This is a genomic window from Pyrinomonadaceae bacterium (genome assembly GCA_036277115.1).
GTDB lineage: Bacteria > Acidobacteriota > Blastocatellia > Pyrinomonadales > Pyrinomonadaceae > UBA11740.
In genome coordinates, this window is record DASUNM010000023.1 from 1,067,141 (window position 1) to 1,093,433 (window position 26,293).

Sequence of the window (26,293 nt, forward strand, 5' to 3'; positions counted from 1 at the left end):
TTCAATGAATCAATCGATTGACCGAATTAACGAACTACCGGCAGCGCAGGCGCAGTATGAGTTTCTGAAATGTTGCGGCTCGACAGCATGGGCGAAGGCAATAAGCGATGCTCGTCCGTTTGCGAATTCGGACGATCTATCGGCTAAAGCTGACGGGATTTGGTGGAGCTTAAGCGAGGAAGACTGGCTCGAAGCTTTTCGCGCCCACCCAAAAATCGGCGAAAAGAAAGCCGAGGCCGCTCAATCGGCTGAGGCGCAAAGGTGGTCGGCGCAGGAACAATCGGAAAGCGAGCGCGCGGCAGCCGAAACGAAAGGGGCGCTGGCGGAAGGAAATCGCGAGTATGAACGGCGTTTTGGCTTCATCTTCATTATCTGCGCCACGGGCAAATCGGCGGAAGAGATACTTGCGGCGCTGCATGGCCGCTTGAATAACGATCCGGCAACCGAACTGCGGATGGCAGCCGAGGAGCAGCGAAAAATTACTCAACTAAGGTTACAGAAGCTCCTGGAGAATTGAATACCCGAATGGCGACCCTTTCGACTCACGTTTTGGATACTTCTCGCGGGCGACCGGCGGGCGGCATAGACATTAGCCTCGAACGATTGAATGCCGGTGAAGGGTGGTCACCACTTTCGCAAAGCGTCACCGATGACGACGGCAGGGTGAAGCAGTTCGTCTTAAGTGAGCCTAATCTCGGCCCCGGCACTTATCGACTCGTGTTTTCAGTGGAAAAGTATTTTAAGGAACTGAATCAGCAGACCTTTTACCCGGAAGTTTCTGTCGCGTTTTTGATCGAACCCGGCGCAGAGCACTATCATGTGCCGCTTTTGATTAGCCCGTTTGGATATTCGACGTATCGTGGGAGTTAGGTTTTAGGACTTTGGTCTTGGCTCAATCGTGGTTTCAAAGACCAAGACCAATGACCTAAGACCTAAAGCAGCAAGATGCAAATCGATCCAACCATCTCAGAATGGCTCAACTTCATCGCCCGCTGGATCCACGTGTTTGCTGGGATCATGTGGGTGGGGACGACGTACTACTTCACCTGGCTCGACGCGCGTCTGACCGAAGAAGAAAAGGCGCTCGCCAACACCGGAAATGCCGCGCAGATTTGGATGGTGCATAGCGGCGGCTTCTACGTCGTGGAAAAACGAAAGGTGCCGGACGAGCTTTCGCGGAAGTTACACTGGTTCAAATGGGAAGCCGGCACCACCTGGTTGAGCGGCTTTGCGCTGCTGATCGTTGTTTATTACCTCGGCGGCGGAGCGCTAATTGACCGCGACGTCGCTGATATCGGCCTGGGAACCGCCGTTGGTATCGGCATAGGGGCGCTGATTGTTGGCTGGTTGATTTACGACTTGCTGATGATTTCGCCGCTGGGCCGCAACGAAAAGCTGTTTGCAGTAATTGCTTACGCGTTGATTGTTGCGGCTTCGTACGGCCTGACCCGCGTTTTCAGTGGTCGGGGCGCCTACATTCATCTCGGCGCCATCTTCGGGACAATCATGGCCGCGAACGTTTGGATGCGCATTCTGCCGGCGCAGCGAAAGATGATCGAAGCCATGAAAGCCGGCCAAAAACCGGATCAGAAGCTGGCCGACCAGGCTAAGCTCCGTTCAAAACAGAACACCTTCACGGCCGTCCCCGTGGTGATTCTCATGCTCAGCAGCCATTTCGGCGGCACAACTACAGGCGGCTACGACTGGATCCATTTAGTGATTTTGGTTCCGGTGGGCTGGCTGGCAGCAAAGTTCATTCGCCGGGCTTAGCGGGCTACTTTCCCATCTTTACGATCTCTTCAAACTCAGCTTCACCAACGGGGCTCACTGATAAACGCGATTGGCGCACGAGTAACAAGTCACTCAACTTCGCGTTCGCTTTAATGTCAGCAAGCGAAACTGGTTTCGGCAGACGCTTCACCGGTTTGATATCGACGGCAATCCAGCCCTCTTCCCTGGCAGTTGGGTCCGGATAGGCAGCTTTCGACACACTCGCGATTCCCACGACACATTTATCTTTTCCCGAGTGATAAAAGAAAACCGGATCTCCGACTTTCATTTGCTGCAGGTTGTTCCGCGCCTGAAAGTTTCGCACTCCCGTCCACTGTGTACTTCCGTCGCGCACTAGATCGTCCCACGAATAATCTTCCGGTTCCTGCTTCACCAGCCAGTGACCTTTACTTTCTTTCCCCGCTGACTTCATTGCGATCGTCTCTCAGTTTTGATTTTCGAAATCGTTGGCTAGAATTCTAATCCTAAATTCCAAATAGAGGATCAACCAAGTGGCAACTAAACTCAAAGAAGGTGACAAGGCGCCGGACTTCGCTGTGCCCGACGGCGAAGGAAACACTGTTCGTTTGAAAGATCTACGCGGCAAGAAAGTCGTGCTCTTCTTTTATCCGAAGGACGACACGCCGGGATGCACGAAAGAAGCTTGCGCGTTTCGCGATTCATTTTCGAAGTTCCGCAAGCGCGGCATTGAAGTGCTGGGAGTGTCGCTCGATAATGAGAAGTCGCACCAGAAGTTTGCGCAAAAGTTTGACCTGCCGTTTCGACTGCTCGCCGACACTGAAAGAAAAGTCTCAGACGCGTACGGCACCTACGGCGAAAAGAAATTCATGGGGCGCAAGTACATGGGCAATCACCGCATGACTTTTCTGATCGACGAAAAAGGGAAGATTAAAAAAGTTTACGAGAAGGTGAGGCCGGACGAACACGCGGAGGAAGTTCTGGCGGCGTTTGCGGATAAGCGGACTTGGCAAAGACTGTAAGAGACCAACTTCAGTTGGGTTTTCGTCGCTAGAGTCCGACTAAAGTCGGTACTCTAAACAGGACTCAGGACGAGACGGCTTTTTTCGCGGCGACGGCTTTAGTTGAGCGCTTCCTGCCCCGGGCCGAGGGTTTACGCCCCGGCATCAGCACGCCGACCGAACTGAATGACGGTGAAAGTCCGCGTTTCACCTGATTTGCGGCAGTTTTCTGCAGTTCTTCGAGCGCCTCGTTCACAAAATACATGCGCTGGTGATTCACGATTTGGGTGCGGATTTCGCGCGTCCAGAGCAGCAAATTCGCGAGCGCGTCGCAAACTTCATCCTTCGGAAGTTTTGTGACATGGGCGATCTCTTTTTGCGTCTTTGCGCCACAGCGGATTGCTTCGCGTACGCGATCAGCGGGCGAAAGTTTGCGCAGCATGCGCGCGATGCGACGTGACGAAAATCCTGACTTGGGATCGAGCGTTACTTTTGTCTTGGTGGAAGTGGTGCCGGCTTTGGTGCGGGCGCTCTTGTATTCACGCAACGCCTGACGACTTAAAGCGATCTTCTGTCTGATGCAGCGCTTGCAGTAGAGATTCAGTCCGTCCTTACGTGCGCGGCAGACACCAAACTCTGAAACCGGCAACGATTCTTCGCAACGGGGGCACCGCTTTAATTCAAGGGCAATTACTTCTGCTGCATTCGTCATCATCCGCGCTCCGACACTATTTCGAACAACACGATTCCAACTGACCACTCGAGCCCCGATGACAATCGAGGCTGCTTGCGCCCTGGTTCGATCGAACCCCGTCGGTGTGAAACTTGGCGATGAGCTATCGGGGGAGTTGAATTTCGCAACTCTTTTACGATCCGAAAGAAATTGCTAATCGGCTTCGTAAATCAAAACGCAAAAGCGTTTCGAGTTAATCGCGAATTGGCTGACGGTTACTTGCGAGGGTAAAAAAATAATTGCGTTAAAACTGCTAATCGTTTCGTCAACTCGATCGCCGATACTCATCGTTAACCAGCAAGGGACTGGAATTATATGTAGGAAGATTTTTTTTGCAACTTCCAAATTGATTGAGTGCGATCAAATCATCAAACACGATCATTTTACGGTTGCGAAGACTTAAGAATTTCTTCTTACCTTCGCAACATGTGTAGTGGTGACAGTTAGAAGAACGCTTGCTTCAAAGGCACTACTGATAAATCTGCGATCCATGATGATTCTCCGCGAACGACAACCGAAAGATTGCTAATGAATTCATTGCATTGACCAGAACACATAAAGCGTTCGCCGTATGTTTCGCGCAACCCATGCGACTAAAAGGAGCTTGGGCCTACTATTAGTTGGCGGTTGATTGGAAGCGTTGTGAACCATCAACGTGGATGATCGAAGTCGAAATCAAAAATCCTTCTGATCCGTTATCGATTAATTCAGAAAACAATCTTCAGCTGCGCGCCGCTGACTGGAGCGCAAGCGTTCGCTTGCCAGTTCTGCAAGGAAGGCAACCGAGACCGTTGCGCTCCAGTCCGTAAGTGCTTCCGAGGAGAAGTAGTTCGCGGGAAAATATTACGCCCTCCCTCACGGTCGGGCTACTGCCCCGCATTTTGCTCGAGTTAGCAAGACTGTGAATGCTGTCGTGTTGTGCAAAATGCCCTAAGTTGTTGCGCCTTCGCCGGTTTTGCTGCTGCGGGAGTCTTCGTCCACAGGTTTTACACAGCGCCTGTGGAAGCTTGTGAATAGGTCGGAACGCCTACTTTTTTGGCCGGTCTTTCAAACGAATGACAAATTTCAGCCCCGACCAGACGTCATTGATCGCGCAGACCTTCACGTCAACCAGCCCCTTTGCCAGACCGAGTTCTCTGACAACGTTGTCACTAAGATCCGATGCGACTCCGGACGTTTTCTTAGGCCAGCAAATCCAAAGCATGCCGGTCGGACGTAACTTCGCTGCGTAACTTGAAAACGTTCGCTCCAATTCACGCTTGGTTGTAACGAACAACAACACGATATCAATCGGTTTGCGCGCGCGTGAGTTCACGGTGACGTTCGCCGGCAGAATCAACTCTTTAAAAACTTCGGCGGGCGCGTTTACAAAACGAAGGTTGAAACCGTCTTTGATACCAAGTTTTTTGGCGAGTGGTGTTCCAGAATATCCAGCCATTAACGTTTTACGTCGGCATAACTCCCTCCCCGCAAGCGGGGAGGGTTGGGTGGGGTTAGCGCCGGTGCCAACCTCTCCCTCTTCCCCTCTCCGCTTGCGGAGAGGGGGGAAAGAAAACGCCGTCTACAAACACAATTGAGAGCACTCTTTCAAAATTTTAAGATCCAGTCGCTAACTTTGACCGGTCAAAAAACGGGGCGATACTAAACTTGGAAAGCTTTGCGTTCAAGATGTTTGTGCTTCTGACATACGCGCTTTGCAAAATTCGCAACTAACAACCAGGGATGCTGATTAAAAAGCCATCTGACATTCAGTCGAGCGAGATCACCGATCAAAAAGTGTATCTCAATCGGCGCTTGTTCATGCGCGGCGCGATTCTCGCCGGATCAGCCGCCGCAACTGGTTTGATTTACCGCAAGTTGAATCCATCGGCTCCTGTCGTCGAGTCGCGTCCGAAGATCGAGGTGGTTACCACGCCCACGGATGAAGCAATTCGCAACGCCTTTAAGACGAAAGAACCTCTGACATCGCTCGAAGACATCACCAACTACAACAACTTTTACGAGTTCTCGACCGTTAAGGAAGAAGTTGCGACCGCCGCGCGCGGTTTTGTTACGCGACCTTGGACGGTTGATGTTGGAGGTCTCGTCAGCAAGCCAAAGACATTTGACCTGGACGAGTTGCTGAAGCTGGCGCCACAGGAAGAGCGGATTTACCGGCTGCGCTGCGTTGAAGGCTGGTCGATGGTGATCCCCTGGGTCGGTTTTCCCTTGAACGCGCTGCTCAAACAGGTTGAGCCGCTCTCTACGGCCAAATACGTGGCGTTCCAAACGCTGCTCGATCCCAATCGCATGCCGAATCAGAACACGGGCGTACTCGATTGGCCGTACGTTGAGGGGTTGCGGCTCGACGAAGCCATGCATCCGCTGACGATTCTGGCGAGCGGCTTGTACGGCGAGACTCTGCCGCCGCAGGATGGCGCCCCGATTCGGTTGGTTGTGCCCTGGAAATACGGGTTTAAAAGCATTAAGTCAGTCGTAAAGATTACTTTGGTCGCCGATGAGCCGCCGACGACGTGGAACATACAGGCACCGAATGAGTATGGGTTTTACTCGAATGTAAATCCGGGTGTCAGCCATCCACGTTGGAGCCAAAGCCACGAGCGTCGGATTGGTGAGTTCCGGGCTCGCGAGACGCTTTTGTTCAATGGCTACGCAGAACAGGTCGCGCATTTGTACGAGGGGATGGATTTAAGGGTGAATTACTGAATTGGTCGGTTTCAGTAGTCCGTTGTCAGTTGGGAAACCGAGTCAGCGGGACGATCGACAACCGACAACTGACATTTTTCCATGGACACTCGCTTTACCAAACTGGTTCTGATAATCAACGGCCTCGTGCCGCTGACGCTTTTGCTTTGGGACGTGTGGCGGAAGCAGGTGGGCGCGAATCCGCTCGAGTTTGTGACGCGCACGACAGGCATGCTGACGCTGGTTTTTCTGCTTATCACCCTCGCCGTCAGTCCATTGCGTCGCATCACCGGCTTAAACTGGTTGATCAAGCTTCGTCGGATGCTGGGCATCTTCGCGTTCTTTTACGGCGCGTTGCACCTTTTGACTTACATCGCGTTTGACCGGTTCTTTCGTTTCTCGACCATTCCGGCTGACATTGCCGGGCGACGTTTCATCGCCGTGGGCGTCGCGGCGTTCTTCCTGATGGTGCCGCTGGCAATCACTTCCACTGACGCGATGGTCAAGCGCTTGGGTGGCAAACGCTGGGCGCGTCTGCATCTCCTCATCTACCCCGCCGCAATTTTAGGTGTCCTGCATTTCTACATGCTGGTAAAATCTGACGTGCAGCGGCCGCTGACTTTTGCGTTTCTGCTGGCCGTGCTGCTGGGATTCAGGATTTTCGCGAAGTATCACCAAAGTCGAGAGCGGCTGACCGCCGACTTTAACCCACGCTTATGACTGAGGAAAAGCGAGCAAGCGAGCGCGTCCCGGTGAATCTACCGACGTGTTGGCACGGCGCGACCGGCACATACGAAGGTCGCGTCGAGGATCTCAGCGTTACCGGTTGTTTTGTGAACACCAAAGGCCCGGTTGATGAGGGCGAGATTGTGAGCCTGCTGATTCAACTTCCTTCCGGTCGTTGGTTGCCAACACGCGGAAAAGTCGCGTTTTATCAGCAGCTGACCGGTTTCAGCATTTCGTTTTCGATTTTGGACGACAAAGAGCGCGAAACCCTGAATGAACTTGTCGCGCAGCAATCGCCGAAAGCCTGAACCCGCCCGATGCTCGATCCGACCAAGCGCTTTTCCAACCGCGTAGAAAACTACCTGAAATATCGTCCGCGTTACCCAGCCGAAATCATTGCGCTGCTTGAGAAGGACTGCGCCCTGACGCGTGATTCGGTCATCGCCGATGTCGGTTCAGGCACCGGCTTTCTCAGCGAGTTATTCCTGCGCAACGGTAATCGCGTGCTTGGCGTCGAGCCGAATGCGGAAATGCGGGCTGCCGGCGAACGGCTCCTGGCTGATTATCCGAACTTCTTGAGCGTTGATGCGACGGCCGAGGCCACGACGCTTTCCGACTCATCAGTTGACTTCATAACAGCCGGACAGGCCTTTCACTGGTTTGATCGAGAGAAGACTTACCGAGAGTTCCAGCGAATCCTGAAGACCGGTGGATGGGTCGTCATCGTCTGGAACACTTTCCCCACCGGCCGGAGCGCCCTGGTCAAAGCTTACGACGACGTCCTGGTGCGATACGGGACCGACTACCGCGAGGTCGCAAGCGAGATAGAAAACTCGGGCATTCAGACGTTCTTTCCGCCCGGTCAGTACCAGCGAGCACGATTCGATTTCCAGCAGACGTTTGACTGGAAAGGTTTTCAAGGGCGGCTGCTATCCGCTTCTTACGCGCCGAACGCCGACAGCGCCAATTACGAGCCAATGCTGGGCGACCTGCGGCGGGTCTTCGATTCACATCAGAAAGATGGAGCCGTCGTCTTTGACTACGACACGGTGGTTTATTACGGCCGGCTGAATCGGTAAGAGAAAGCTACTGGACGGGCAACGCACTAAGGCGGGCCATGGCGCGGGCCAAATCCAGACGGGTAAACGCGGCTTGCGGACTAAAAGCCGTACCATTCGACTTAATTAGTCCATTCTGAATCGCGACGGCGACGTACCCACGCAAAGATGAAGGAATGGAAAGGGTATCCGTGAAAGTCAGCGGGTGTGTTCCCGTCTCGGCCTGTTGCTGCAAGCCGGCGGCACGAACCAGAGCCACCACAGCTGTCAGTCGATCAACCGTGACATTCGGCTGGAAGGTGCTGCCGGTAATGGATGGGAACAGAGCTCCGTTTGGTCCTGCCTGGGCGCTCTCAACGAATAACATCGTCGATCGATCGCGCACGTCGCTGTAACGTGACTGCGCCGGCAAATACTGAGGTACGCGCCCGCCCAACACCATCGCCTTTGCTAAGTCACTGCGCGTGACGGCAAATCCCGGACGGAAGTGTTGGCCGACGGGAGCCATGACGAGCGAGCGAAAACTCTGCTGAATTCCGGCGACCGATGAGCTATCAAGGCCACCAATATCCGCCAGCGCCGGGTAACGGGCCTGGGTCACGCTCACAAATCCGAAGTAGCTCTGTCCCGCATTGGTTACGCCGTTTTCGGTGATTGGCACCGGCGCGCCCGCAGGGCCGATCACATTTGCGACGCGCGCAGTCCAAACGCCCCCTGCCGGCGAATTAATCACCGAGCTTTGACGGCGTCCGGTAAGTCCCTGGGTGATTGCTTCATTGGCAATGGACTGCTCGCGTCCCGTTGTATCCAACAAAGAAAGGCTAAGTTTGCTGGTGCTCAAGAGTCCGCCCCACGCCACCTGCACCGACGCACGTAAAGCATCCTGCGGCAGCCAGACTGGCGAATCGTTGTATGCGCCCGGGACGACTGAGCCGCTGAAAAGCTGTGGCGTGCTTTCTTCAAACTCGACCTGATTCTGGAAAGCCAGCCCACGCCATTGACCGAAGCGTCTTTGCGGGAACGCTGCCTCAAGAACTGCCGCGTGACTGTTCAGCATTCCTGCGCCCACTTCGTGGATGTAGTAAGCCGTCAGCGGTGTGGCGGTGCGTTGCAAAATGTCGCGAACCTGAGCCGGGGTAAGTTGCGGGTTTGCCTCAAGCATTAAAGCAATTACGCCCGCGACGTGTGGCGCGGAAAAACTGGTGCCGCTGCCGGTCGTGTAATACGGCAGCTCATTCGCACTCAATTTCTTGTCCTCGACCAGGCCTCCGGCGGTAGTGATTGAGGCGACGGTGGCGGGCCGCAAACTAACTTCATTAACACCGGGCGCAACCAGCGTCGGCCGAAACATCGGACTGCCGAACTCACCGCGGGACGAAAAGTTGGCCAACTGGCCTTGAATATCGGTCGCGCCCACGCTAACGACCCACGGAGCCACCGCATACGGGTTTATTGAATCGTCACCCGGCCCGGTATTACCGGCGGAAAAGACCACGTTCACGCCGTTATCGGTGAGCATCTTCGTAGCTATGTTTACCGGGTCGTTAAAATCAAAGACTGTTTTTGCTGAGAAGCTGCAATTGACGACGCGTACATTGAAGCTGGACGAATTCGCCAGCAGGTAGTCAAAGCCCGAGAGAACAAAGAACAGATTAGCGTCGCCGGCACTCAGACCGAGGATATTTGCTCCCGTCGCTACCCCCGCATATTTCCCGGCGGACTGCTGTCCGTTGCCGGCGATCACACCGGCGACGAATGTTCCATGACCGTAAACCTGGTCCGTGCTGGGCAGGTTAGGCGAGGCGACCGGGTAATTGAAACCAACACCCTGCCCTTGCGTGTCGGCTAACTTCACATTGTTAACCACGCGGCCTGCCAGATCGGCATGAGTGCCGTCAACTCCCGTGTCGAGCACCGCGACGGTGACGCCGCGACCACTCACTGCCACTCCGTGATTCGCCACCGTCAGCTCGTTATTTCTTTGCACGCGGTCTATTCCCGTTACATTTCGGGTAGCCGGTTCGAGATCCCAGCGAAACGTGCGGTTTCCATAGATTGAGCGGACGGAAGCCAGACGAGAAATCGCACTCAGCCGAGCTTTGGTGGTAGTCACCGAAATCATCGGCAACACCTGGTAACGCGTGCCCCCGAGAACTCCTATGCTCTGCAAGTCTGCAATATCCGCGTCCGTAGGCCGTTGGTGATAGACGATTACCGCGGCGACGTTGCTGTCATCGGTCACGTTGTTCAGCAGCACTGCCAGTTCCGGATCCACGCCCGCGATGCCCACGCCGGCTCCGTTATCGTTGAGCGCTGCCATCAGCGCGGCTGTTCCAGTCTTCACAAAACTGTCGGCTCCACTAATGGTGATTCCGTCAGCACCGCTAACCGTGATGCCGTTGACGCGAGTTATCGTGACCGAGCCCGGCGTAATGGAAAAGATCACGCCGTCGGCGCCCGACGCGGTGATGCCGTCGGTTCCCGCAACTGCGATCGTGCTGTCGGCCCCGCTGGCCGTGATGCCATCTGATTTAGCTATGCCGCGGGTGTCAGCGCCGCTCGCGGTGATGCCGTTAGTGCCAGTGGCGATTACGTTATCGGCGCCGCTGGCCGTAATTCCGGTGGGGTTTCTGATGGTGACCGAATCAGCTTGATAAGTATTTCCGTCGGCTCCACTGATGGTAATTCCATTCGGGCCCGCCGCCGTAAGGCTATCCGCCCGGTTAATGGTGGTTGAATCTGCGCCCGAGGCGGTGATGCCGTCCGCTCCGCTGACCGTAATGCCATCAGCCCCGGAAGCAGTGATTCCGTCTGCGCCGGAAGCTGTAATGCCGTTTGGTTTGAAGGCGAGAAAGCTGTCAGCGCCGCTGACGGTGATTCCTGAAGTGTTAACAAAACTTACGCCGTCGGCGCCTGAGGCGGTGATGCCGTTTGAGCCGAATATAGTCAGACCGGCGAGCGCAGGTACGCTGCTCAGTATGACCACCAGAGTCAGCGCCAGTGCGGTTCTCGCTTTGTTGAAAAAGAGACGGCCCATCTTAACAAGCCTACGCCACGGTCGGGTCAGGACAGCAGCTTGTTCGTTTACAAAATCGGAGGCGGTGTAGTTGTCAAAATACAGAACTGAGACGACCCGTGATTCTAAATTGCTTACTCGCGAGGGTTTGTTGCGTTCGGCTTGCATTTGAGTCGTGCTTTTCCTAAATCCCGCCAAATTTCCGCCGAAATTGACCCTATTCAGCTTTCCATCAGTTCACGAAAAGCGTTCTGTGTCTGCATTGCAGGCTCGACGCCGAGCTCTTTTTGCAAGAGTTCCCGCAAAGTTTCGTATTGCTCTTTCACGGCGACGCGGTTCCCGACCGCGGCTTGGGCGCGCATCAGCATGCAATGGATGTCCTCGCGGAACGGGTCCTCGTGCAAGATCCGCTTCGCCAAGTCCATCGTCCGCGGCCATTCCGCCTTCTTTTCGGCAACGGCGGCCAGTGATTCCAGCATTCGCAGGTGCTGCTCGCGGTAATACGAACGTTGCTCATCGACCCAGGGCTCGTAAGTTCCCTGCATGAACTCGCCGCGATACAAGGCCACTGCCTCCTCGTAACACTCAATACAGCGCGCATAGTTACGTTCGCGGCGCGCCGTTTCGCCATCGGCAATTAAGCGCTCCAGGGTGTCTGTGTCGATGCGATAAGAAAACTCGGGATTCAGTTGATAGTCGCCGTCGCGATAGATGATGAAGTTTTGCTTCAACGGCTGGTTACTGTTGAGCGCCTTGCGAATATGCGAGATGGTCGGATGAAAGTTCTTTTCGATCGTTTCGATATTGTCCTCAGTCCAGAACATGTCGATGATCGTGTCCTTTGGCGCGCGATGGTGCCGGCGCGACACGATGAAGCACAGAATGTCGCGGGCGCGGCGGGTGGTCCACGCATCAGCCGCAAAAGGCCGGGCCGGATCGCGGAAGATCTCGACCGGCCCCAGCATGTTTAGGGTTAGATCGACGAGGGGCCGAGGCGTTAGGTCCGTGGCCGTGACGGGTTGCGGCGCGATTGCTGCCACTACCGGGACCCCGGCGCGCAAATCTGCGGGCAGAATTTCCTGCGCCAGGTCTGAAGCGAAAAGCGACGGGCGATGCGCAATTTCCTGCCGCAGCCAATAGTCGTAATCGTATCGCGCGGCGAGATCCATGACTCGCCGCAGGTATTCGAGCATTTGCGGCTCATGACCAAGTTCCGCCTCGCAGGTCGCCAGATCGATGCACGCCTGAGCTTCGTAGTAGTGAAGTCCGCGCGGGCGGAAATATTCGAGCGCGGGAACCAGCTCCTCGAGCGCCGCGCCAAATTCGCGTACGGCAATCCTGATTCGGACATGCGCCAACGTCGCCGTGAACACTCCGGCATCGTCATTGCGCGCCGAACGGAGCTCGATTAGCCGCTCAATCTGGTTGCGGGCGCGTGCCAGATCGCCGGCCTTCAGACTTAGCAGCGCTTGTTCTTCAAACAGTTCAACGCGCGATTGGTCGATACCGGCCTCTTCGTAAGCTCGCGCGGCCCGCTCATAAAACTCAGCTGCGCGCTTTAGCTCGCCGCGTTCACGGTAAAGATTGCCGTAGGCTTCAAAGGCTTCCCCCTGCTGGCCGACGAGATTGAAAAGCTGGCAGCGCTCCAGCGCCAAATCGAGATGCCTTTCGCACTCTTCCATCTCACCGCGATACAGGTGGCACCGAGCAATGTTCAGGTGCGCCCAGGCCTCCTGCGGAATCGGCGCCTCGTGCCCGTCCGTGCGCAGCATGCGACGCAGCCAGTGCAGCGCTTCGCCAAAATCGCCGCGCATCATCGCGGGCAGACCCAGGTTGTGCGTGATCAGCCGAATGTGATGGTCGTCGTTCCGCTCTTCGGCGGATTGCAGCGCGACGCGAAACTCGCGCTCGGCGGCCGTCCAATCGCCCAGCGACACAAAACAGAGGCCGCGCGTGTTCCCGCACTTGGTGCGCACGGCCGACTCAGGTTTCGTCAGTTCAATTGCGCGATCGAGATAATTGAAAGCCGCGTCGCAATCGCCCTGACGTCGCGCAATCGTCGCCAGAGAGTGCAGCGCGTCGGCTTCGCCTTCGTCGTCGCCTTTGGAACGCAGCGCGGTCGCGGCCCGGCGGAAAAGACTTTGAGCGGTATCGAATTCCCCGCGCAGACGCGCGACTTCGGCCCGATGCGCCATCGCCCGCGGCTGCGCTTCCAGCACCGTGGGCGGCAAAGCCTCCGCCAACGAGACAAGCGAGGCGAGCTTGCCCGAGGCAATCCACTCGGCCCCATGCGCGGCGATTACTTCGCCGGCGCGTTCGAAGTCCTCGGCTTCCAGCAAATGGCGCACGCCCTGGTCCCAATCGCCGCGTTCGAGCAAGTGGTCCGCGCAGCGCACATGTTCCGCGGCCACGCCTGAAAGGCCGATCTCCGTGCGCAGACGCCGCCGGAGGAAACTCTGAAACAGCGGATGCAGACGATACTCTTCGCCGCGCGCGTCACTGGCGACCGTCAGAAAAACGTTCCGGCGCACGAGCTGCGGCAGGATGGCCGACGAAATCACTTCGGGATAGAGCCGCGCGCAGGTGTTCACTTCGATTCGATCCAGCAACGCCACGCGCATCAGGTATTGCTGAACGTCCTCCGGCTCAGCGTTGAAGACTTCTTCCGCAAAGTATTCAAAGATGTCGCGTTCCGACTGGTGCAGAACCCCAAGCGGATCGGCATGTCCTTCGCCGGCGGGCGCCTGCCGCTGCGCGACCTGCCGCACCAATTGCAGCGCCGTGATCCACCCGTGCGTGCGTTCGCCGTACTCTTGCAGTTGTGCCGGCGTCAGGGCCAGACCGAACACTTTGCGGAAGAGTTCTTGCGTTTCTTCCGCCGTGAAAAGCAGGTCGTTGCGGTCGATAATCGCTAGCGATTCCTGCGAACGCAGGCGGGCGAGCGCCAGCGGCGGCACGTCGCGCGAGATGATGATGACGTGGACGACATCCGGCAGATAAGTGATCAGCCGATCGACTACCGCATGAACCGGAGTTTCCGTGCCCAGGTGGTGATAATCGTCGAGCACGACGATTAGCTGCTGTTCAACACGCTCAAGAATCTCGTTCAGCAGCACGTCGGCGGCGCGCTCGGGCTCTTGCACCATCTCCCCCGCCTGCAAATACGCAAAGATCGTCTCGCCAAAATCGCTGATGCGCTGCTGAATTCCGTGCGCCAAATAACCGAGAAAAACCGCGGGGTCACTGTCCGTGTGATCGAGTTGATACCAGACGTAGGGCTGCTCCTGTTTGCGCAGAAAGTCGGCTACCAGAGTCGTCTTTCCCGATCCCGCATTCGCGGCCACCAGCGTTACGGGCAGCGACAGATTGGCGCGCAGCCGCTCAATCAGCCTTTCGCGGTACAGCAACTCGGGCGCGGCCCGGGGCGCCAGCAATTTTGTGCGTAGGAAAAACGTGCCGGGCAGCGCAAGCGGCGCCGCGGCAGTGGTCGGCGGAGTAGGCTTGGCAGATTTGCGTTCGCCCTTGGCCATCACAGCTTCGAGAACCCCGACGCGTCGGGGTCGTGGGGTGCGGAGAGTAGCACAGCCAAAACCGGGACTTCTACGCGTCGTTAAGCGTTCAGATAACTGCGCGCCAGAGGCGACGCCGGTAGTTTGGACGGGGGCGGTGGTTATTTCAGGCATTGCTGCCAAAGTTTCGTTCTAGGTTGGCAGTTCGAGCGTTAGTTGACCCATTGAACTGATTGCGGGTCGCGCTTCGATAGCCAGAAAGCTGTCGGCGACGGCACGACCAGCGCGTCCCGGCGTGGCGGCAAAGTTCGCAATCGCCGCGGCCCGGCCGTTGGTTTCGCGCAGAGCGATGCGCGCGTGCTCTTCGCTTAGGCCATAGGTTTCGAACAGGCGCGCGGCCTCTTCCAAATTAAAAGCCAACTCGGTCTCTTCAATCACCCGTAGCATTTGCTTGGAACGCAGACGCCATAGCGGTGCGGGCGGCAGGCTGCGGCACGTAATGATCAAGTGGATCTCTGCCGGCAGAAGCGGCAACAGGCGATGAAAGAACGGCACGACCCAGTCGGCGTCGTAAATCAGGTGCAGGTCTTCGATGATAACCAGCAAAGGCTCTTCCCCGACTGGTCGGGGTTCAGCTAACTGGAAAACGAATGCTTCCGCCAACACCTCGGCGCGGTCGCTCTCGACTGATTCAGTGATTTCCATCAGCCGCGCGGCATCCATTGCCGGTCGCTGTAAACGAAGCGTGGAAATCAGATACTGGCAGAAGACACCAAGTTCAGCGTCAGCCGCATCGACCTTGTACCAGCAGACGGGTCGAGTTGCGCGCCGGGCAAACTCGGCAGACAGAGTCGTTTTTCCCGTCCCCGCGCGGCCATTCACGATGGTGGCGGTGTAATTCGACAGGTTGTCAGTCAAAAGGTTGAGCAGGCGCGGCCGCGAAGTGCGCGGTCTCTGCGTCGGAACCGTGATTTTGTCGTGTATCAGGTGGTTGTCGTCTCTGGGCATCTTTGAATCCTTGCTAACGAGGGAATTCCCGCCGCGGACCCGTTCGGGTCAGGGTGATCGCATTATCCGAAGGTGGCTTGAGGAATTCTTGAGTTCTGATTGCAATCGGCGAATTCGGGCGGAATTGGGAAGAAATTGCACATTGCGCGTCGGCGTCGAGTGCGCTATTTACCACCGGCGTCCTTAGCTTACGTCGGGTCATGCTCACTGACGGTTCCGGTCGCAAAAGCGGCCATCCGAAGGTAGCCAGACGTGAAACGTCTGGGAACGGAGTGTGACGTGAACCGCGCTTCGAAGATGCGCAAAGAAGATGCCTTGCACTCACATTAGCCTTCACATCCATTTGGTTTTCTCAACCAAAGTTCAGAATGGATTCACCGCGAGATCGGCCGCCGATTGTTTGCCTGGCAAAAGGATACGGAGCATTCGCGGTGAGTCCCTCAAACCTTGAGCGAGTAAGGATATATGTCATCAACCAGGAGCAACATCACAGTCGTCTTACGTTTCAGGAGGAATATGTGGGTCTGCTGCGCGCGAGCGGCGTCGCATACGATGGCGATATCTGTGGTGAGAGCTGTGCGCATCTCTGATGCGCGCCCTCGTTTATGCCATCTTTCCAGACGTTTCACGTCTGGCTACCCTGGGGTAGCCGCTTCGCGGCCCAGAGGTTCGGCTCCCGGAATCTCGTTGTTACAAACTCGCTCGCGATGTAAACTCACGCCGCTTCCGAGACCGGTTTTTGCAAAAGGAGTACCGAATCATGATCAAGCGTGCGTTGAGTTTCTTTTTCATACTCGTCACCGCATCCCTGGCCGCCGGGCAAACAACGCCGGCCCCGTCGCCGACAGCGACACCGACTCCGGCCCGACCGGCGGCACCAAAGACTCATCTGAAAGTAGGCGATGCGGCGCCCGACTTTAACTTGCCCAGCACCATCATCGGCGCGGACAACCGTTCTGTGCGCTACAAACTGAGTGACCTTAAAGGCAAGAAAAACGTCGTGCTCGCGTTTTATGTGCTGGCGTTCACCGGTGGTTGAACGAAAGAAATGAAGGCGTATCAGGCTGATATCGCCAAATTCGAAGCGACCGACACACAGGTTTTTGGCGTTAGCGTTGACAGCGTTCCCGCTAATCGCGAATTCGCCAGGAAAGAAGGCATCACGTTTCCGTTGCTCAGCGACTTCGCCAAGCGCTCCGTTGTGAAGGACTACGGCATTTTCAGTGAAGAAGGCGGCTATGGAAATCGCGCGACCTTTGTGATCGACAAGAACGGAATTATTCAACACATCAAGGAAGGCAACGAGGCGATTGACCCAACCAGTGCCATGGACACCTGCAACATCCTGACGCACAAGAAAGCCACGCAATAGCGGCGAGGGAATTCATCATGCAAAGCTATCTCAATAAGACTTTCGTCATAGGCGATCCGCAGGCAAGACTCCGCGAGGGAGAGGACCTGTTGGCGTTCGTGATGGAAAACAACCAGCCGAAGCTAATACCGAACGGTACTGAGGTTCGCATCATTGATGCGCGTGTCCTGCGCGACCTGGTTTTCGTGAACGTCGAGAATTTTGGCTGGACGGCAGCCACCAACCTCAAGAACAAGTTCCTCAATGAGACGGTAGGCGTGTTCCCGCCGCAAGACGACAATCAGAAGGGCGCAAACGCAGCTTGGGATGCGGGCAGGTTCCTGAAACAAATCACGCTCATCCAGATCGTCGGCGCCGACAACCAGTTGAAGTTCATCTCGGAAGACATTGCGGACGAGTATCTCGCTCTGGTAAACGCCGCGGCGGCGGACGGAGTGCTGATGCCGCTGAAAAGCGGCTTTCGAACCTATCCGAAACAGGCGTTTCTTCGTGACGGTTGGGAGCGGCGCCGGCCGGGATTTAACCTGGCCGCGAAGCCTGGCTTTTCAAACCATCAGGATGGATTTGCATATGACTTTGCGATTAGCGGTTATGAAGGAAATCCGCTTTACGACTGGATGAAGCGGAACGGCCCACGTCACGGATTTGTCCGGACGGTGAATAATGAACCGTGGCATTGGGAGTATCGCCCGGCAATCGCCCAGACCGGAGCGTTCAAAGCGCCGGGAGTCACCAGGTAGGCGACGCGATAGAGCTCGAAAGCGAATGCGGCGGCGTTGGTAATTTGCCATCGCCGCCACATTCTTTTCTGCACTGTGGCACAGACTTCAGTCTGTGATATTTCTTGCGCGGGTTAACTGTGTCAGTACCCGGAGCGAACCGGGGTCCCCATGCGGGCAGCCCGCATGGGGTGGTGGATGCGACGGGATCCGCCCGAGTCTCCAGTGGCTCTAGATCCGGTCGCTACCGCTCCCGGTACTGACACCGTGCCCTCTTGCCCCGCGCCTTACCTGAACAACGTCGCGCAGGGCCGGCGCTTCAGCACGTGCGTCTGTCCGTCAGGGTCTTTGACCCGAAATCCAGCGATGCTGACGGTGCCGGTATATTTTTGATCGCCGACAGTGAACTCAACCGCATTCCCCCTGACGGTGGCATCCACAAACTCGGGTTTCGGATCTTCCGCGCCGCCCTGAGCGATCTGCACCATCGCATAGAAGCGGTTGTGCGCGGGAATAATCACGATGCGCATTCCGACCAAATCGCCCGACTCTTTGCCAACCGTGAAGTTTTCATAAACACCCGCAACCGGCCCAGTCTGCGCCGATATATTCGCGGCGAAGAAAACTGAGAAGACCATCACACCTAAAATTGCGACAACTTGCGATTTTCGTTTCATCTGAATCTCCCTTAATTTGAAAATGTAATTTAGAAGAGCTGTTATTGCGTCTTGCCCGCGCGGGCCAGACCTTTATCAATCGCTTCGCGCAAGGCGTCGGCGCTAAGCGAAGTGAGCACGACGCCATTTATAAAAATTGTGGGCGTGCCTTCAATGCCGTATTGTTCGCCTTCTTCGATGTCACGGCGAATGTCGGCGTCAAACTTTCCGCTCGCGAGGTCAGCGTCGAACCGCGCGCGATCGAGCCCGGCCTGGGTCGCAAACTTTTTCAGTGACTCAGGGTCGAGCGACTTCTGGTTCTTGTAAAGCAGATCCACGTACGGCCAGAACTTGCCCTGCGCGTGCGCGGCGGCCGCCGCCTGCGCCGCCTGAAATGCGTTTTCATGAATTGCGCTCAGAGGAAAGTTGCGAACCTCAAAATACACGCGGTTGCCGTAGGCCTTCAGCACTTCCTCGATCACCGGATACATGCCACCGCAAGCACTGCACTGAAAATCCGTGAACTCGACGATCTTAACCGGCGAGTTGATGTCTCCCCGCGAAATGCCTCTGCCGACTGCCACATTGAAAACGGGCGCCACCGGTTCCTTCAAAAGCGTTTGGATCTTTGCGCCGGCCCGCAGGCGAGCCGCCAAGTCCTGCTCCAGTTTTTGTTGCTGTTGTTCCTGTAGGTAATTCGCGATCGCGCCGCGCGTAGCGGCCAGGTCACCGTTTATCTGCGATTTGTTGTCTTCGTAGAACTTCGCGATCTCAGTTTCGCTCGGGGTTGTCAGCTTCTCAGTGACTTCGGTGCGAATGATCACTTCCGGTCCAATGTTTTTCTTGTTTGCTTCCGCGAGTACCAGCGTGTCATTGATGCGACGATCGAGCGCTTGCTTTTGCGCTTGGTAAATCTGGCGATCCAATTTGTGGATGTAGGCCTTCATCCGCTCGTTAATCATTTCGATCCGGATCGGCTGGCCATTGACCGACGCCAGCACGGTCCCCGGCGCAAGATTCGGCGCGTTAACGTCCGCGCCTTTCTGGACCGTGTTCGTCATCTTCAGACGATTGACCATGTCGCCGTAAGCCTTTGCACCACGTTCGTTGCGCAGATAATTCATGATTGTCGGCCGCGCCGCTTCCAAATCCGTGTTCGCAAACTGCGCGCGATTCGCGTCGTACACAGCGCGCACTTCCGCATCAGTCGGCGGCGGCGTTTTGCCCGTAACTTCGCGCGCCAAAAAATCCTCCAGCGGAATTCCGCGCTTCCTGGCTTCAGCATTAATCAGCATTGAACTTACCCGCGCATCAACCGCGCGCTGGCGCGCCTCTCTGATCGCTTTTTCCCGGTCCTGATAAAACGCGTTGAGTTCCGCGTCGCTGCCCATCGCCGACAGAACCGTCGATTCAATGTCCATCAATGTGATCGTCACGTTATCGACGACCGCGAGCACCGGCGAGTTGGTCGACGGCGCGGGCTGCGCCGGAGTCGGCGCCGGCGTCGCCGCGGCCGTTGGGTTCGAAGCAGGCGTCTGTTTCGAAGTCGGATCTGCCGACGGAGGCCGGCCGGCCCTTTTCGCGCGCGGGCGTGGCTGCGCGATAACGGTGACTGCCATCGAGATGATCAGAACAATAATCCAGGGGGAAGTGCGCTTCATGAATTGCATCTTTCTAGTCAGAGTCGTGAGTTGTCAACTCGCGCCAGGCAAAGATTTGTAGTGCGACAACTCCTTCTCCCTTTGGGAGAGGGCTGGGGTGAGGGAGCGAAGCTCTAGCGGCCAAAGAAAAGAAAAATATTCTTTTGTTTTTCATCCGCTAATCCCTCACCCTAACCCCTCCTAGGGAGAGGGAGCTGCAAATCTAAACCAAATTCGCGTTCGCTTAGGCGACAAGCTTCTTCACTGTATCCAACGTGTCTATTTCGGCGGCCATCTTGTCGCGGCGAAGTCTTACGATGCGCGGAAAGCGCAAAGCGTAGCCGCTCTTGTGGCGATTTGAGGGCTGCACGCGGTCGAAAGTCACCTCGATCACGACCGTGGGTTCGACAATGCGGACGCGCCCGTGGGCGTATTCCTGCAAAGTGTGCGCGCGAAACCATTCAGTCATCTGGGCAATTTCAACGTCGGTCAAACCTGAGTAGGCTTTGCCGATGTTCAGCAGTTCGGCGTCGTTTTCCGAACGGCGCACCGCGAACGTGTAGTCCGAAAGCACGTTGCGCCGTTTGCCGTGGCCGAGTTCCACCGCGGTCACCACCACGTCCAGCGTCGCCAGCGCCTTTTTCAATTTCAGCCACTCACGACCACGCCGGCCGGGTTTGTATGAAGACCTGGGGTCTTTAATCATTAAACCTTCGTTGCCGCGTGCGCGCGCCGCGTCGAATTCATCATCGAGTGCGGCAACGTCGCTGAACGCCCGTGTTTGCGACAATCGCACGGTGCCCGCGTTTGTTTGCGGCCCCCCGATCAGTACTTGAAGTTGCGCGCGACGCTCGCGCAGCGGTTCATCGATTAAAACCTTGCTGCTTGCATACAAAACGTCCCAACCCACGAAGACCACCGGCGCGCTTGCCAGCAACTCATCACTGATAGTTTTTCTTCCCAGCCGTTTTTGCAGATCGGCGAAGGGCAGAATCTCTTCGCCACGCGCGGTGATGATTTCGCCGTCGATGATCGCGTCGGTCGGAAGCCTGCTCAACGGCTCGATCAACTCCGGAAATCGCGCCGAGATTTCATCGAGGGTTCGCGAGTAAATCGCCACTCGTCCGCCCTCCACGTGAACCTGCGCGCGAATGCCGTCGAACTTGTCTTCGACGAAAAACTCATCCGGCATTGTGCGTGCGATGTCCGCAAGGTCCGACGCCGGGGTCGCGAGCATGAACTTCAAAGGGTGGAATAGACGCATCTCGAGGTCGCCCAACGCTCCGGCGCGCGCGCGCACCGCTGCTTCGCCGATGTCGCCGCGCAACATGTTGGCGAGCGAGACCTCAGCCAGCGGTTGTTTGAAGGCGCGTGCGATCGCATCTTCCACCAGCCCCTCGCGTAAACCGATTCGCAAGTCACTCGACAAGAGTTTCACCAGATACTTTGCTTCCAGCGGTGTGGCCTTCGCCAGCACCTTAGTGAGCAAATCGGTTTTAGCTTTCTTTCCGCGAGTGCTGCTCAAGCGAATCAGAAGATCTTCGGTGTCGCCGAGACTCAGGCTCGGCGTGTTCGCAGACTTCGCTTCCGTGAACATCTCAAACGCCACGTCGCCCGCATCACCCCAACGCGCCCAGCGCGCGCCAAGGTCGGCGTGCAGACCGGTCGCGTGGATTAGCGCCTCGCTGATTATGCTGCCGCCAACGTTCGTCGTGCGCGCGTCGTGTTGTGCGAACACCTGACCGGCAAAGTACCGCGCGGCGCGGGCCAAATCTTCGTCCGAAAGAGCCGGAAAATATTCGCCCAGCAGCGCCGCCTTGGCGAGTTTCTTCGTGGTTGCGCCTACCTTTTCGGCGACCCGTGCGAACTGCTCAAGTGAATTTGAATGAATAGTTGAGGCCATGAATAACGATCGGAATGCTGGATTTAGTGAGATTGCTGTAGGGTGCACCGAGTTGTCAAAAGCTGTTCAATTACGATTGACAGATCGGACCACGAGAGTACACTGCGAGTTACTCGGGGTGTTGGCCGCAGGTTCCGAGCGCCCTTCAGGAGGTAAACCTTGATACGACAACATAATCAGCCGGCGAAGTTTAGCCACATCGGCTTCGCGTTACTCGCCTGCGTTTGCGCGTCAGGTTTATTCGCACATGCTCTACCAAGTCGGGCACAGACAACTCCAGAAAGAGTCGTCGAATTCAAGATTCCAAATCATGTGCCGATAAAGGTAAGGCTAAAGCGTGAAAAGGAAAAAGCAATTAAAGACCTCACAAACGCGTCCTGGTATGAAGATTTTCAGCTCGAGGTCACGAACACCTCTGACAAGCCGATCTATTTTTTGAACCTGTGGCTAATTTTGCCCGAATTGATAAACCGAAGCGGTCGTCCCGATGGGTTCGTTCTCAATTACGGAAGAATGGACTTCTTAGCTTTCGACACCCGACCGATCTCCACAGACATTCCGATTGCGCCAGGATCGACGTACGTCTTTGAGATCCCGGAACAATTCCAAAAAGGCTGGGCTGCTCACAAACAAAGAGATAACGTGTCCGATCCCAAAAAACTGGAATTATCATTAACCCAGTTGAGTTTTGGAGATGGAAGCGGCTTCATCCGCAGCGATGCGAGACCTTTTCCCTTCAAAGACTGACGGATCTTCCGGTAGCGTTAATAAGAACTCAAGAGGCTAGAAATCCGCCGGCTCATTTCGCCGGGAGTGAACCGAGGGCTGCGGGTTCTCAGGTGGGGATCTGTACCTGTTGCTTCCGACCACGATACAATCCATTCGGACAGCGTGAGGCCGGATCTAAAAGATGTACCTGCTGATTCTCGATTCTCTGGGAAATACTGAGTTGCTGCTGATTCTGGTTGCGGCGCTGATTTTCTTTGGGCCGCGACGGCTGCCGCAACTCAGCCGGCAGCTCGGCAAAAGCCTGTCCGAATTTCGCCGCGCGTCCGAAGACTTCAAACGCACCTGGGAACGTGAGGTCAATGCGGAAATTCACGAGCACGGTATCGATCCCGCAAGTTCATTTCTCGACAACGCCACCAATCGAATTCGCGCCGCACGCGAAGCCGCCGCGCGTGAACTGAACGTGTTCGAATCCGAACCGCGGCCCAGCGCGCCCGAGATTAAGCCGGTCGATGCGGAACTCGTCGAGCCGCGCAATGCCGGGGCTGAGAGTGAGCCGGCGAAAACCGAACAGCCAAAACACGAGTGGATATAATCGCGCACGTCGAAGACACCTGTGATCAAGCCCCTCCCCGCGTGCGGGGAGGCGTCGGGGGTGGGATTGCCACATGCCGCCTCCTCACCCCTAACCCCCCTCGCGCGGAGAGGAGAACACGCGTTTCATCCAAAGGGCCTTTCAGCGGTAAGACTCTTTCAACGCCGTTCGAGGGTTATCCTATCTAACATGTCTCTGCGTCTACTCAATAAACCAGAGAAAGCAGCTCGCGAAGATGAACTTGGCGGGCAGATGTCGTTTCTGGAGCATCTGGATGAGCTGCGCACCCGGCTGATTCGCAGCATCGTGTTCGTATTCCTGGCCGCCACACTGGCCTGGGCTTTCTCTGATCGCATTTACAATTTTCTCGCGCGACCCGTGCAGCGCGCGCTCAGCGAAGCTCAACAGCAAAGGCGCGTGCCGATTGACGGGGTGAGCGGTCAGCTCTCTACCGGTTCGCTCAGTTCACTCAAACCCGGCGACAAGCTGCGTTTCACTTTTCCCGAAGCTAAGCAACTCGGCCCCGCGGCGATTCCCGCCGGCACATCGGTTATTGCGCGCGTCGATAAAGACGCGCAGGGGAACATCGGACTGTTCACCGATGAAGCGTTAATCGCGGGCAACGAAGTCGTGCCGAAAGACGTGCGCCTGCCAATTGATCTGGCGAAAGGGTACGAGAAGGGAACAGACCCCAACGACAAACTGATCGTGACCACCGTGGCGGAATCCTTCGCTTTGTACGTGAGAGTTTCTTTGTACACGGCCATCGCGATCTCAGTGCCGTTTCTGTTGTGGCAGATTTGGGCGTTCGTCGCGCCCGGACTATTTCCGCACGAGCGCAAATACGTGACGCCCTTCGTCTTGTTGTCGAGCGTCTTTTTCGTGCTCGGCGCAGCGACTGCGTATTACGTGATCTTTCCCGCCGCCGCGAAATATCTGCTGGGACTGGGTTCGGATTTTCGTTTGCTGCTGAAGGCGGACGACTACTTTGATTTCATCATCCTGCTGATGCTGGGAATGGGTCTTGTCTCGCAGATGCCGGCAATCACATACGTGCTGGCGCGCATTGGCGTAGTGACTGCGCGCTGGATGCTGAAGGTTTGGCGCTTCGCATTGATCGCCATTCTCGTCATTGCCGCGATCCTGTCGCCCACCGGCGACATCCCGAACATGCTTCTGTTCGCCATGCCCATGGTGGTGCTGTATCTGATTTCGATTTTAGTGGCGCTCATCAGCGGCCGCCCACGGACGGCCACATAGTTCTCAGATCTCAGATCTCAGATCTCAGATTTCAGATTTCAGATCTCAGATTTCAGATCTCCGATCTCAGATCTCAGATCTCATTTCAATTCTTAAATCACAAAAAGTCAGTTGGTTGGAGCGGTAGCAGGCGCGGGGGATTTCCGGCGACTGCCGCCCGCCGTCTGCAGCAGGCTCATCACCCCCATGTAGCCGTAGCCAAAGCAGAACAGCAGCAGGAAAAGAATCGGTCCCCACATGTGCATCTTGATCGCATAGGCGATGGCCAGCACAAAATAAACTGCAAAGCTCAGTTCCAGCAGCGGGAGCCAGCCGTGCTTCCGTTTGTACTTCTTGCGCTTCCACGATTCGTCGTCGCCGGGCTCGACGCTGTACTTAGGCGTGCGCACAAAGTCGGATTTCTTTCCCATGAGCGCTTCCAAAACCGCGCGCGCGTTTGAGAACGCCAGGCCAATACCCAAACCCATCACCAGCGGCAGGTGCAGAAAGCGTTTCTTCGTTCGGTCGAGATACCAAACGGCGCTGCCATAAAACAGCACGACGGAAACTGTCGAGAAGAAAAGCAGCGGCACATCCAGAACCATCAGTTGGTAAAGCCCCTGGTTGTATCGCACCAGCAAGAGCGGGAACTGCATGAAGCTGGCGACGATCATCAGCGGATAGCTGATGTTGCCGGTCAAGCGGAAAAACATTTCCAGCTTCACCAGCAAAGGCAGAGGCGCATTCCAGATGCGGCGATAAAGTTTGAACCAAACTTGCAGCACGCCCTTGGCCCAACGACGCTGTTGCGCTTTGAAGGCGTTGATCTCGACGGGAATTTCCGCCGGGGCTTCTTCGTCCAGCAGGTAAACAAACCGCCAGCCCATCAACTGGGCGCGAAAACTCAGATCGGTGTCTTCGGTCAGCGTATCGTGCTGCCAGCCGCCACTCATCTCGATCGCTTCGCGTCGCCAGATACCCGCGGTGCCGTTGAAGTTGAAGAAGTTGCCGCTGCGATTGCGCGTCGTCTGCTCAACCACGAAATGGCCGTCGAGCATGATCGTTTGCAAACGCGTCAACAGATTGTACGAACCGTTGATGTGCGCCCAACGCATCTGCGCGCAACCGACTGTGGGCTCGGTGAAGAAGTGGACCAGCTTGCGCAAAAAGTCAGGCTTCGGCACAAAGTCCGCATCGAAGATGGCGATCAAATTTCCTTTCGCCGTCTTCATACCATTCTCCAGCGCGCCGGCTTTAAAGCCCGTGCGATCAGAGCGATGGATGTAATGAATGTCGAAACCCTGGGCGGCGAAGCGCGCGACTGTCGCGCTCGCAATGTTCACCGTCTCGTCCGTCGAATCGTCGAGCACCTGAATTTCCATGCGCTCGCGCGGGTAATCGATCTCCGTCACCGCTTTAACCAGCCGCTCGACCACATACATCTCGTTGAAGAGAGGAAGCTGGACGGTGATATGCGGCAACTCGGCTTCGGCAAATTCGCCTTTGGGCTTGGGTGGAAATCGCGAATAGCGCCAGAAGTCTATGACCTGCTTAACGCGATACACGCCGTAAATCGCCAACACGGTAAGAATGCCGAAGTAAACGATCAGCACCGTCCAATCGAACATGTCGAGCTGGTAAAGCGGGCTGATATTGCCGAATGTCTTATCGACCACATCGCAGTATCCCGGAGAGTCAATGCAGATGTTGCCACTCAGCGGCGTCGGGCAATTTGTCCCGTATTCGAGACAGTTTGAGGGGATAACTTCAGTCGCGAGCATTGCTTATCTTTCTTCAGTGAATACCGCTGCCGGTTGGTGGCCGATTCGAACGCGGGCCTTGAATTCTAGCCTATTCGGATCGAATTCCATAGTGAATCCTGGCCCATGGAAGGGTGAGTGGCGCCGAGTCGGGGCAGTCGTTCGACCGTCAGGGAGGGTGCCGATTTCGCTATA

The 26,293-nt window shown here is 56.2% G+C and carries 25 protein-coding genes; 15 read left to right on the forward strand and 10 right to left on the reverse strand.

Annotation, left to right across the window (positions count from 1 at the left end; translation table 11 throughout):
• Positions 1 to 4 precede the first annotated feature (4 nt).
• The 3 genes from uraD to VFX97_11410 all read left to right on the forward strand — a co-directional run bounded on the left by uraD (position 5) and on the right by VFX97_11410 (position 1,770).
• The gene (uraD, locus tag VFX97_11400; protein HEX5703797.1) at positions 5 to 517 is read left to right on the forward strand and encodes a 2-oxo-4-hydroxy-4-carboxy-5-ureidoimidazoline decarboxylase; all 513 of its coding nucleotides are present in this window, start codon (positions 5 to 7) and stop codon (positions 515 to 517) included.
• A gap of 8 nt (positions 518 to 525) precedes the next feature.
• On the forward strand, positions 526 to 870 hold the full coding sequence (gene uraH / locus VFX97_11405) for a hydroxyisourate hydrolase (protein ID HEX5703798.1): 345 nt from the start codon (positions 526 to 528) through the stop codon (positions 868 to 870).
• Between the two features lie 75 nt (positions 871 to 945).
• On the forward strand, positions 946 to 1,770 hold the full coding sequence (locus VFX97_11410; GenBank protein HEX5703799.1) for a urate hydroxylase PuuD: 825 nt from the start codon (positions 946 to 948) through the stop codon (positions 1,768 to 1,770).
• Between the two features lie 4 nt (positions 1,771 to 1,774).
• Here VFX97_11410 and VFX97_11415 read toward each other — a convergent pair whose 3' ends face one another.
• Complete coding sequence (locus VFX97_11415) at positions 1,775 to 2,203, reverse strand: EVE domain-containing protein (protein HEX5703800.1); 429 nt, start codon at positions 2,201 to 2,203, stop codon at positions 1,775 to 1,777.
• Positions 2,204 to 2,282: 79 nt separating this feature from the next.
• Between VFX97_11415 and bcp the strand changes: the two genes are divergently transcribed.
• Positions 2,283 to 2,771: a thioredoxin-dependent thiol peroxidase gene (gene bcp / locus VFX97_11420; protein HEX5703801.1), complete on the forward strand. Its 489-nt coding sequence runs from the start codon at positions 2,283 to 2,285 to the stop codon at positions 2,769 to 2,771.
• A gap of 64 nt (positions 2,772 to 2,835) precedes the next feature.
• On the opposite strand, the gene VFX97_11425 is transcribed toward bcp, so the two are convergent.
• On the reverse strand, positions 2,836 to 3,462 hold the full coding sequence (locus VFX97_11425; protein ID HEX5703802.1) for a hypothetical protein: 627 nt from the start codon (positions 3,460 to 3,462) through the stop codon (positions 2,836 to 2,838).
• 1,048 nt (positions 3,463 to 4,510) lie between these two features.
• Positions 4,511 to 4,921 carry a hypothetical protein gene (locus VFX97_11430; protein ID HEX5703803.1) on the reverse strand — a complete coding sequence of 137 codons (411 nt, stop codon included), beginning with the start codon at positions 4,919 to 4,921 and terminating at the stop codon, positions 4,511 to 4,513.
• A 284-nt stretch (positions 4,922 to 5,205) separates the two neighbouring features.
• Here VFX97_11430 and msrP point away from each other — a divergent pair, with 284 nt between their 5' ends.
• From msrP to VFX97_11450, 4 genes are all read left to right on the forward strand, one after another.
• Positions 5,206 to 6,189: a protein-methionine-sulfoxide reductase catalytic subunit MsrP gene (msrP, locus tag VFX97_11435; protein ID HEX5703804.1), complete on the forward strand. Its 984-nt coding sequence runs from the start codon at positions 5,206 to 5,208 to the stop codon at positions 6,187 to 6,189.
• 81 nt (positions 6,190 to 6,270) lie between these two features.
• Positions 6,271 to 6,888, forward strand: coding sequence for a protein-methionine-sulfoxide reductase heme-binding subunit MsrQ (locus tag VFX97_11440; protein HEX5703805.1), 618 nt, complete (start codon positions 6,271 to 6,273; stop codon positions 6,886 to 6,888).
• Entirely contained in the window at positions 6,885 to 7,202 is a 318-nt protein-coding gene (locus VFX97_11445; GenBank protein HEX5703806.1) for a PilZ domain-containing protein, read from the forward strand. Before VFX97_11440 ends, VFX97_11445 begins: the two co-directional genes overlap by 4 nt.
• A 9-nt stretch (positions 7,203 to 7,211) precedes the next feature.
• On the forward strand, positions 7,212 to 7,973 hold the full coding sequence (locus tag VFX97_11450) for a class I SAM-dependent methyltransferase (GenBank protein HEX5703807.1): 762 nt from the start codon (positions 7,212 to 7,214) through the stop codon (positions 7,971 to 7,973).
• A gap of 7 nt (positions 7,974 to 7,980) precedes the next feature.
• Here the strand turns inward: VFX97_11450 and VFX97_11455 are convergent, their stop codons facing one another.
• The 3 genes from VFX97_11455 to VFX97_11465 form a co-directional block, all read right to left on the reverse strand.
• Positions 7,981 to 10,989, reverse strand: a complete 3,009-nt coding sequence (locus VFX97_11455) for a S8 family serine peptidase (protein HEX5703808.1) — start codon at positions 10,987 to 10,989, stop codon at positions 7,981 to 7,983.
• A gap of 200 nt (positions 10,990 to 11,189) precedes the next feature.
• Positions 11,190 to 14,651, reverse strand: coding sequence for a BTAD domain-containing putative transcriptional regulator (locus VFX97_11460; GenBank protein ID HEX5703809.1), 3,462 nt, complete (start codon positions 14,649 to 14,651; stop codon positions 11,190 to 11,192).
• An 18-nt stretch (positions 14,652 to 14,669) separates the two neighbouring features.
• A complete protein-coding gene (locus tag VFX97_11465) occupies positions 14,670 to 15,485 on the reverse strand; it encodes a hypothetical protein (protein HEX5703810.1) in 816 nt (271 codons plus the stop codon).
• Positions 15,486 to 15,853: 368 nt separating this feature from the next.
• On the opposite strand from VFX97_11465, the gene VFX97_11470 reads away from it, so the two are divergent.
• From VFX97_11470 to VFX97_11485, 4 genes are all read left to right on the forward strand, one after another.
• Positions 15,854 to 16,075, forward strand: a complete 222-nt coding sequence (locus tag VFX97_11470; protein HEX5703811.1) for a hypothetical protein — start codon at positions 15,854 to 15,856, stop codon at positions 16,073 to 16,075.
• Positions 16,076 to 16,245: 170 nt separating this feature from the next.
• A complete protein-coding gene (locus VFX97_11475; protein HEX5703812.1) occupies positions 16,246 to 16,524 on the forward strand; it encodes a hypothetical protein in 279 nt (92 codons plus the stop codon).
• A gap of 9 nt (positions 16,525 to 16,533) precedes the next feature.
• Complete coding sequence (locus VFX97_11480) at positions 16,534 to 16,857, forward strand: redoxin domain-containing protein (protein ID HEX5703813.1); 324 nt, start codon at positions 16,534 to 16,536, stop codon at positions 16,855 to 16,857.
• A gap of 17 nt (positions 16,858 to 16,874) precedes the next feature.
• The gene (locus tag VFX97_11485) at positions 16,875 to 17,597 is read left to right on the forward strand and encodes a M15 family metallopeptidase (GenBank protein ID HEX5703814.1); all 723 of its coding nucleotides are present in this window, start codon (positions 16,875 to 16,877) and stop codon (positions 17,595 to 17,597) included.
• Between the two features lie 266 nt (positions 17,598 to 17,863).
• Here VFX97_11485 and VFX97_11490 read toward each other — a convergent pair whose 3' ends face one another.
• The 3 genes from VFX97_11490 to VFX97_11500 form a co-directional block, all read right to left on the reverse strand.
• Complete coding sequence (locus VFX97_11490; GenBank protein HEX5703815.1) at positions 17,864 to 18,253, reverse strand: hypothetical protein; 390 nt, start codon at positions 18,251 to 18,253, stop codon at positions 17,864 to 17,866.
• Positions 18,254 to 18,294: 41 nt separating this feature from the next.
• A complete protein-coding gene (locus VFX97_11495) occupies positions 18,295 to 19,893 on the reverse strand; it encodes a thioredoxin domain-containing protein (GenBank protein ID HEX5703816.1) in 1,599 nt (532 codons plus the stop codon).
• Between the two features lie 223 nt (positions 19,894 to 20,116).
• Positions 20,117 to 21,775 (reverse strand): ATP-dependent DNA ligase, encoded by a 1,659-nt coding sequence (locus VFX97_11500; protein ID HEX5703817.1) that lies wholly within the window; start codon positions 21,773 to 21,775, stop codon positions 20,117 to 20,119.
• A 312-nt stretch (positions 21,776 to 22,087) separates the two neighbouring features.
• On the opposite strand from VFX97_11500, the gene VFX97_11505 reads away from it, so the two are divergent.
• The 3 genes from VFX97_11505 (at position 22,088) to tatC (ending at position 24,359) form a co-directional block, all read left to right on the forward strand.
• A complete protein-coding gene (locus VFX97_11505) occupies positions 22,088 to 22,522 on the forward strand; it encodes a hypothetical protein (GenBank protein HEX5703818.1) in 435 nt (144 codons plus the stop codon).
• A gap of 163 nt (positions 22,523 to 22,685) precedes the next feature.
• Positions 22,686 to 23,099 (forward strand): twin-arginine translocase TatA/TatE family subunit, encoded by a 414-nt coding sequence (locus tag VFX97_11510; GenBank protein HEX5703819.1) that lies wholly within the window; start codon positions 22,686 to 22,688, stop codon positions 23,097 to 23,099.
• Positions 23,100 to 23,288: 189 nt separating this feature from the next.
• A complete protein-coding gene (gene tatC / locus VFX97_11515) occupies positions 23,289 to 24,359 on the forward strand; it encodes a twin-arginine translocase subunit TatC (GenBank protein HEX5703820.1) in 1,071 nt (356 codons plus the stop codon).
• A 107-nt stretch (positions 24,360 to 24,466) separates the two neighbouring features.
• On the opposite strand, the gene VFX97_11520 is transcribed toward tatC, so the two are convergent.
• On the reverse strand, positions 24,467 to 26,119 hold the full coding sequence (locus VFX97_11520) for a glycosyltransferase (protein ID HEX5703821.1): 1,653 nt from the start codon (positions 26,117 to 26,119) through the stop codon (positions 24,467 to 24,469).
• Between the last annotated feature and the right edge of the window lie 174 nt (positions 26,120 to 26,293).

Bases quoted from the DNA above. Each gene is read 5' to 3' on its own strand.
- VFX97_11440 (HEX5703805.1), top strand. From the start codon at position 6,271: ATGGACACTCGCTTTACCAAACTGGTTCTGATAATCAACGGCCTCGTG.
- VFX97_11495 (HEX5703816.1), bottom strand. From the start codon at position 19,893: ATGAAGCGCACTTCCCCCTGGATTATTGTTCTGATCATCTCGATGGCA.
- msrP (HEX5703804.1), top strand. From the start codon at position 5,206: ATGCTGATTAAAAAGCCATCTGACATTCAGTCGAGCGAGATCACCGAT.
- VFX97_11430 (HEX5703803.1), bottom strand. From the start codon at position 4,921: ATGGCTGGATATTCTGGAACACCACTCGCCAAAAAACTTGGTATCAAA.
- VFX97_11470 (HEX5703811.1), top strand. From the start codon at position 15,854: ATGGATTCACCGCGAGATCGGCCGCCGATTGTTTGCCTGGCAAAAGGA.
- uraH (HEX5703798.1), top strand. From the start codon at position 526: ATGGCGACCCTTTCGACTCACGTTTTGGATACTTCTCGCGGGCGACCG.
- VFX97_11480 (HEX5703813.1), top strand. From the start codon at position 16,534: ATGAAGGCGTATCAGGCTGATATCGCCAAATTCGAAGCGACCGACACA.
- VFX97_11460 (HEX5703809.1), bottom strand. From the start codon at position 14,651: ATGCCTGAAATAACCACCGCCCCCGTCCAAACTACCGGCGTCGCCTCT.
- VFX97_11445 (HEX5703806.1), top strand. From the start codon at position 6,885: ATGACTGAGGAAAAGCGAGCAAGCGAGCGCGTCCCGGTGAATCTACCG.
- VFX97_11500 (HEX5703817.1), bottom strand. From the start codon at position 21,775: ATGGCCTCAACTATTCATTCAAATTCACTTGAGCAGTTCGCACGGGTC.
- VFX97_11520 (HEX5703821.1), bottom strand. From the start codon at position 26,119: ATGCTCGCGACTGAAGTTATCCCCTCAAACTGTCTCGAATACGGGACA.
- VFX97_11465 (HEX5703810.1), bottom strand. From the start codon at position 15,485: ATGCCCAGAGACGACAACCACCTGATACACGACAAAATCACGGTTCCG.
- VFX97_11410 (HEX5703799.1), top strand. From the start codon at position 946: ATGCAAATCGATCCAACCATCTCAGAATGGCTCAACTTCATCGCCCGC.
- VFX97_11510 (HEX5703819.1), top strand. From the start codon at position 22,686: ATGTACCTGCTGATTCTCGATTCTCTGGGAAATACTGAGTTGCTGCTG.
- VFX97_11450 (HEX5703807.1), top strand. From the start codon at position 7,212: ATGCTCGATCCGACCAAGCGCTTTTCCAACCGCGTAGAAAACTACCTG.
- VFX97_11415 (HEX5703800.1), bottom strand. From the start codon at position 2,203: ATGAAGTCAGCGGGGAAAGAAAGTAAAGGTCACTGGCTGGTGAAGCAG.
- tatC (HEX5703820.1), top strand. From the start codon at position 23,289: ATGTCTCTGCGTCTACTCAATAAACCAGAGAAAGCAGCTCGCGAAGAT.
- VFX97_11425 (HEX5703802.1), bottom strand. From the start codon at position 3,462: ATGACGAATGCAGCAGAAGTAATTGCCCTTGAATTAAAGCGGTGCCCC.
- VFX97_11490 (HEX5703815.1), bottom strand. From the start codon at position 18,253: ATGAAACGAAAATCGCAAGTTGTCGCAATTTTAGGTGTGATGGTCTTC.
- VFX97_11485 (HEX5703814.1), top strand. From the start codon at position 16,875: ATGCAAAGCTATCTCAATAAGACTTTCGTCATAGGCGATCCGCAGGCA.
- VFX97_11475 (HEX5703812.1), top strand. From the start codon at position 16,246: ATGATCAAGCGTGCGTTGAGTTTCTTTTTCATACTCGTCACCGCATCC.
- uraD (HEX5703797.1), top strand. From the start codon at position 5: ATGAATCAATCGATTGACCGAATTAACGAACTACCGGCAGCGCAGGCG.
- VFX97_11455 (HEX5703808.1), bottom strand. From the start codon at position 10,989: ATGGGCCGTCTCTTTTTCAACAAAGCGAGAACCGCACTGGCGCTGACT.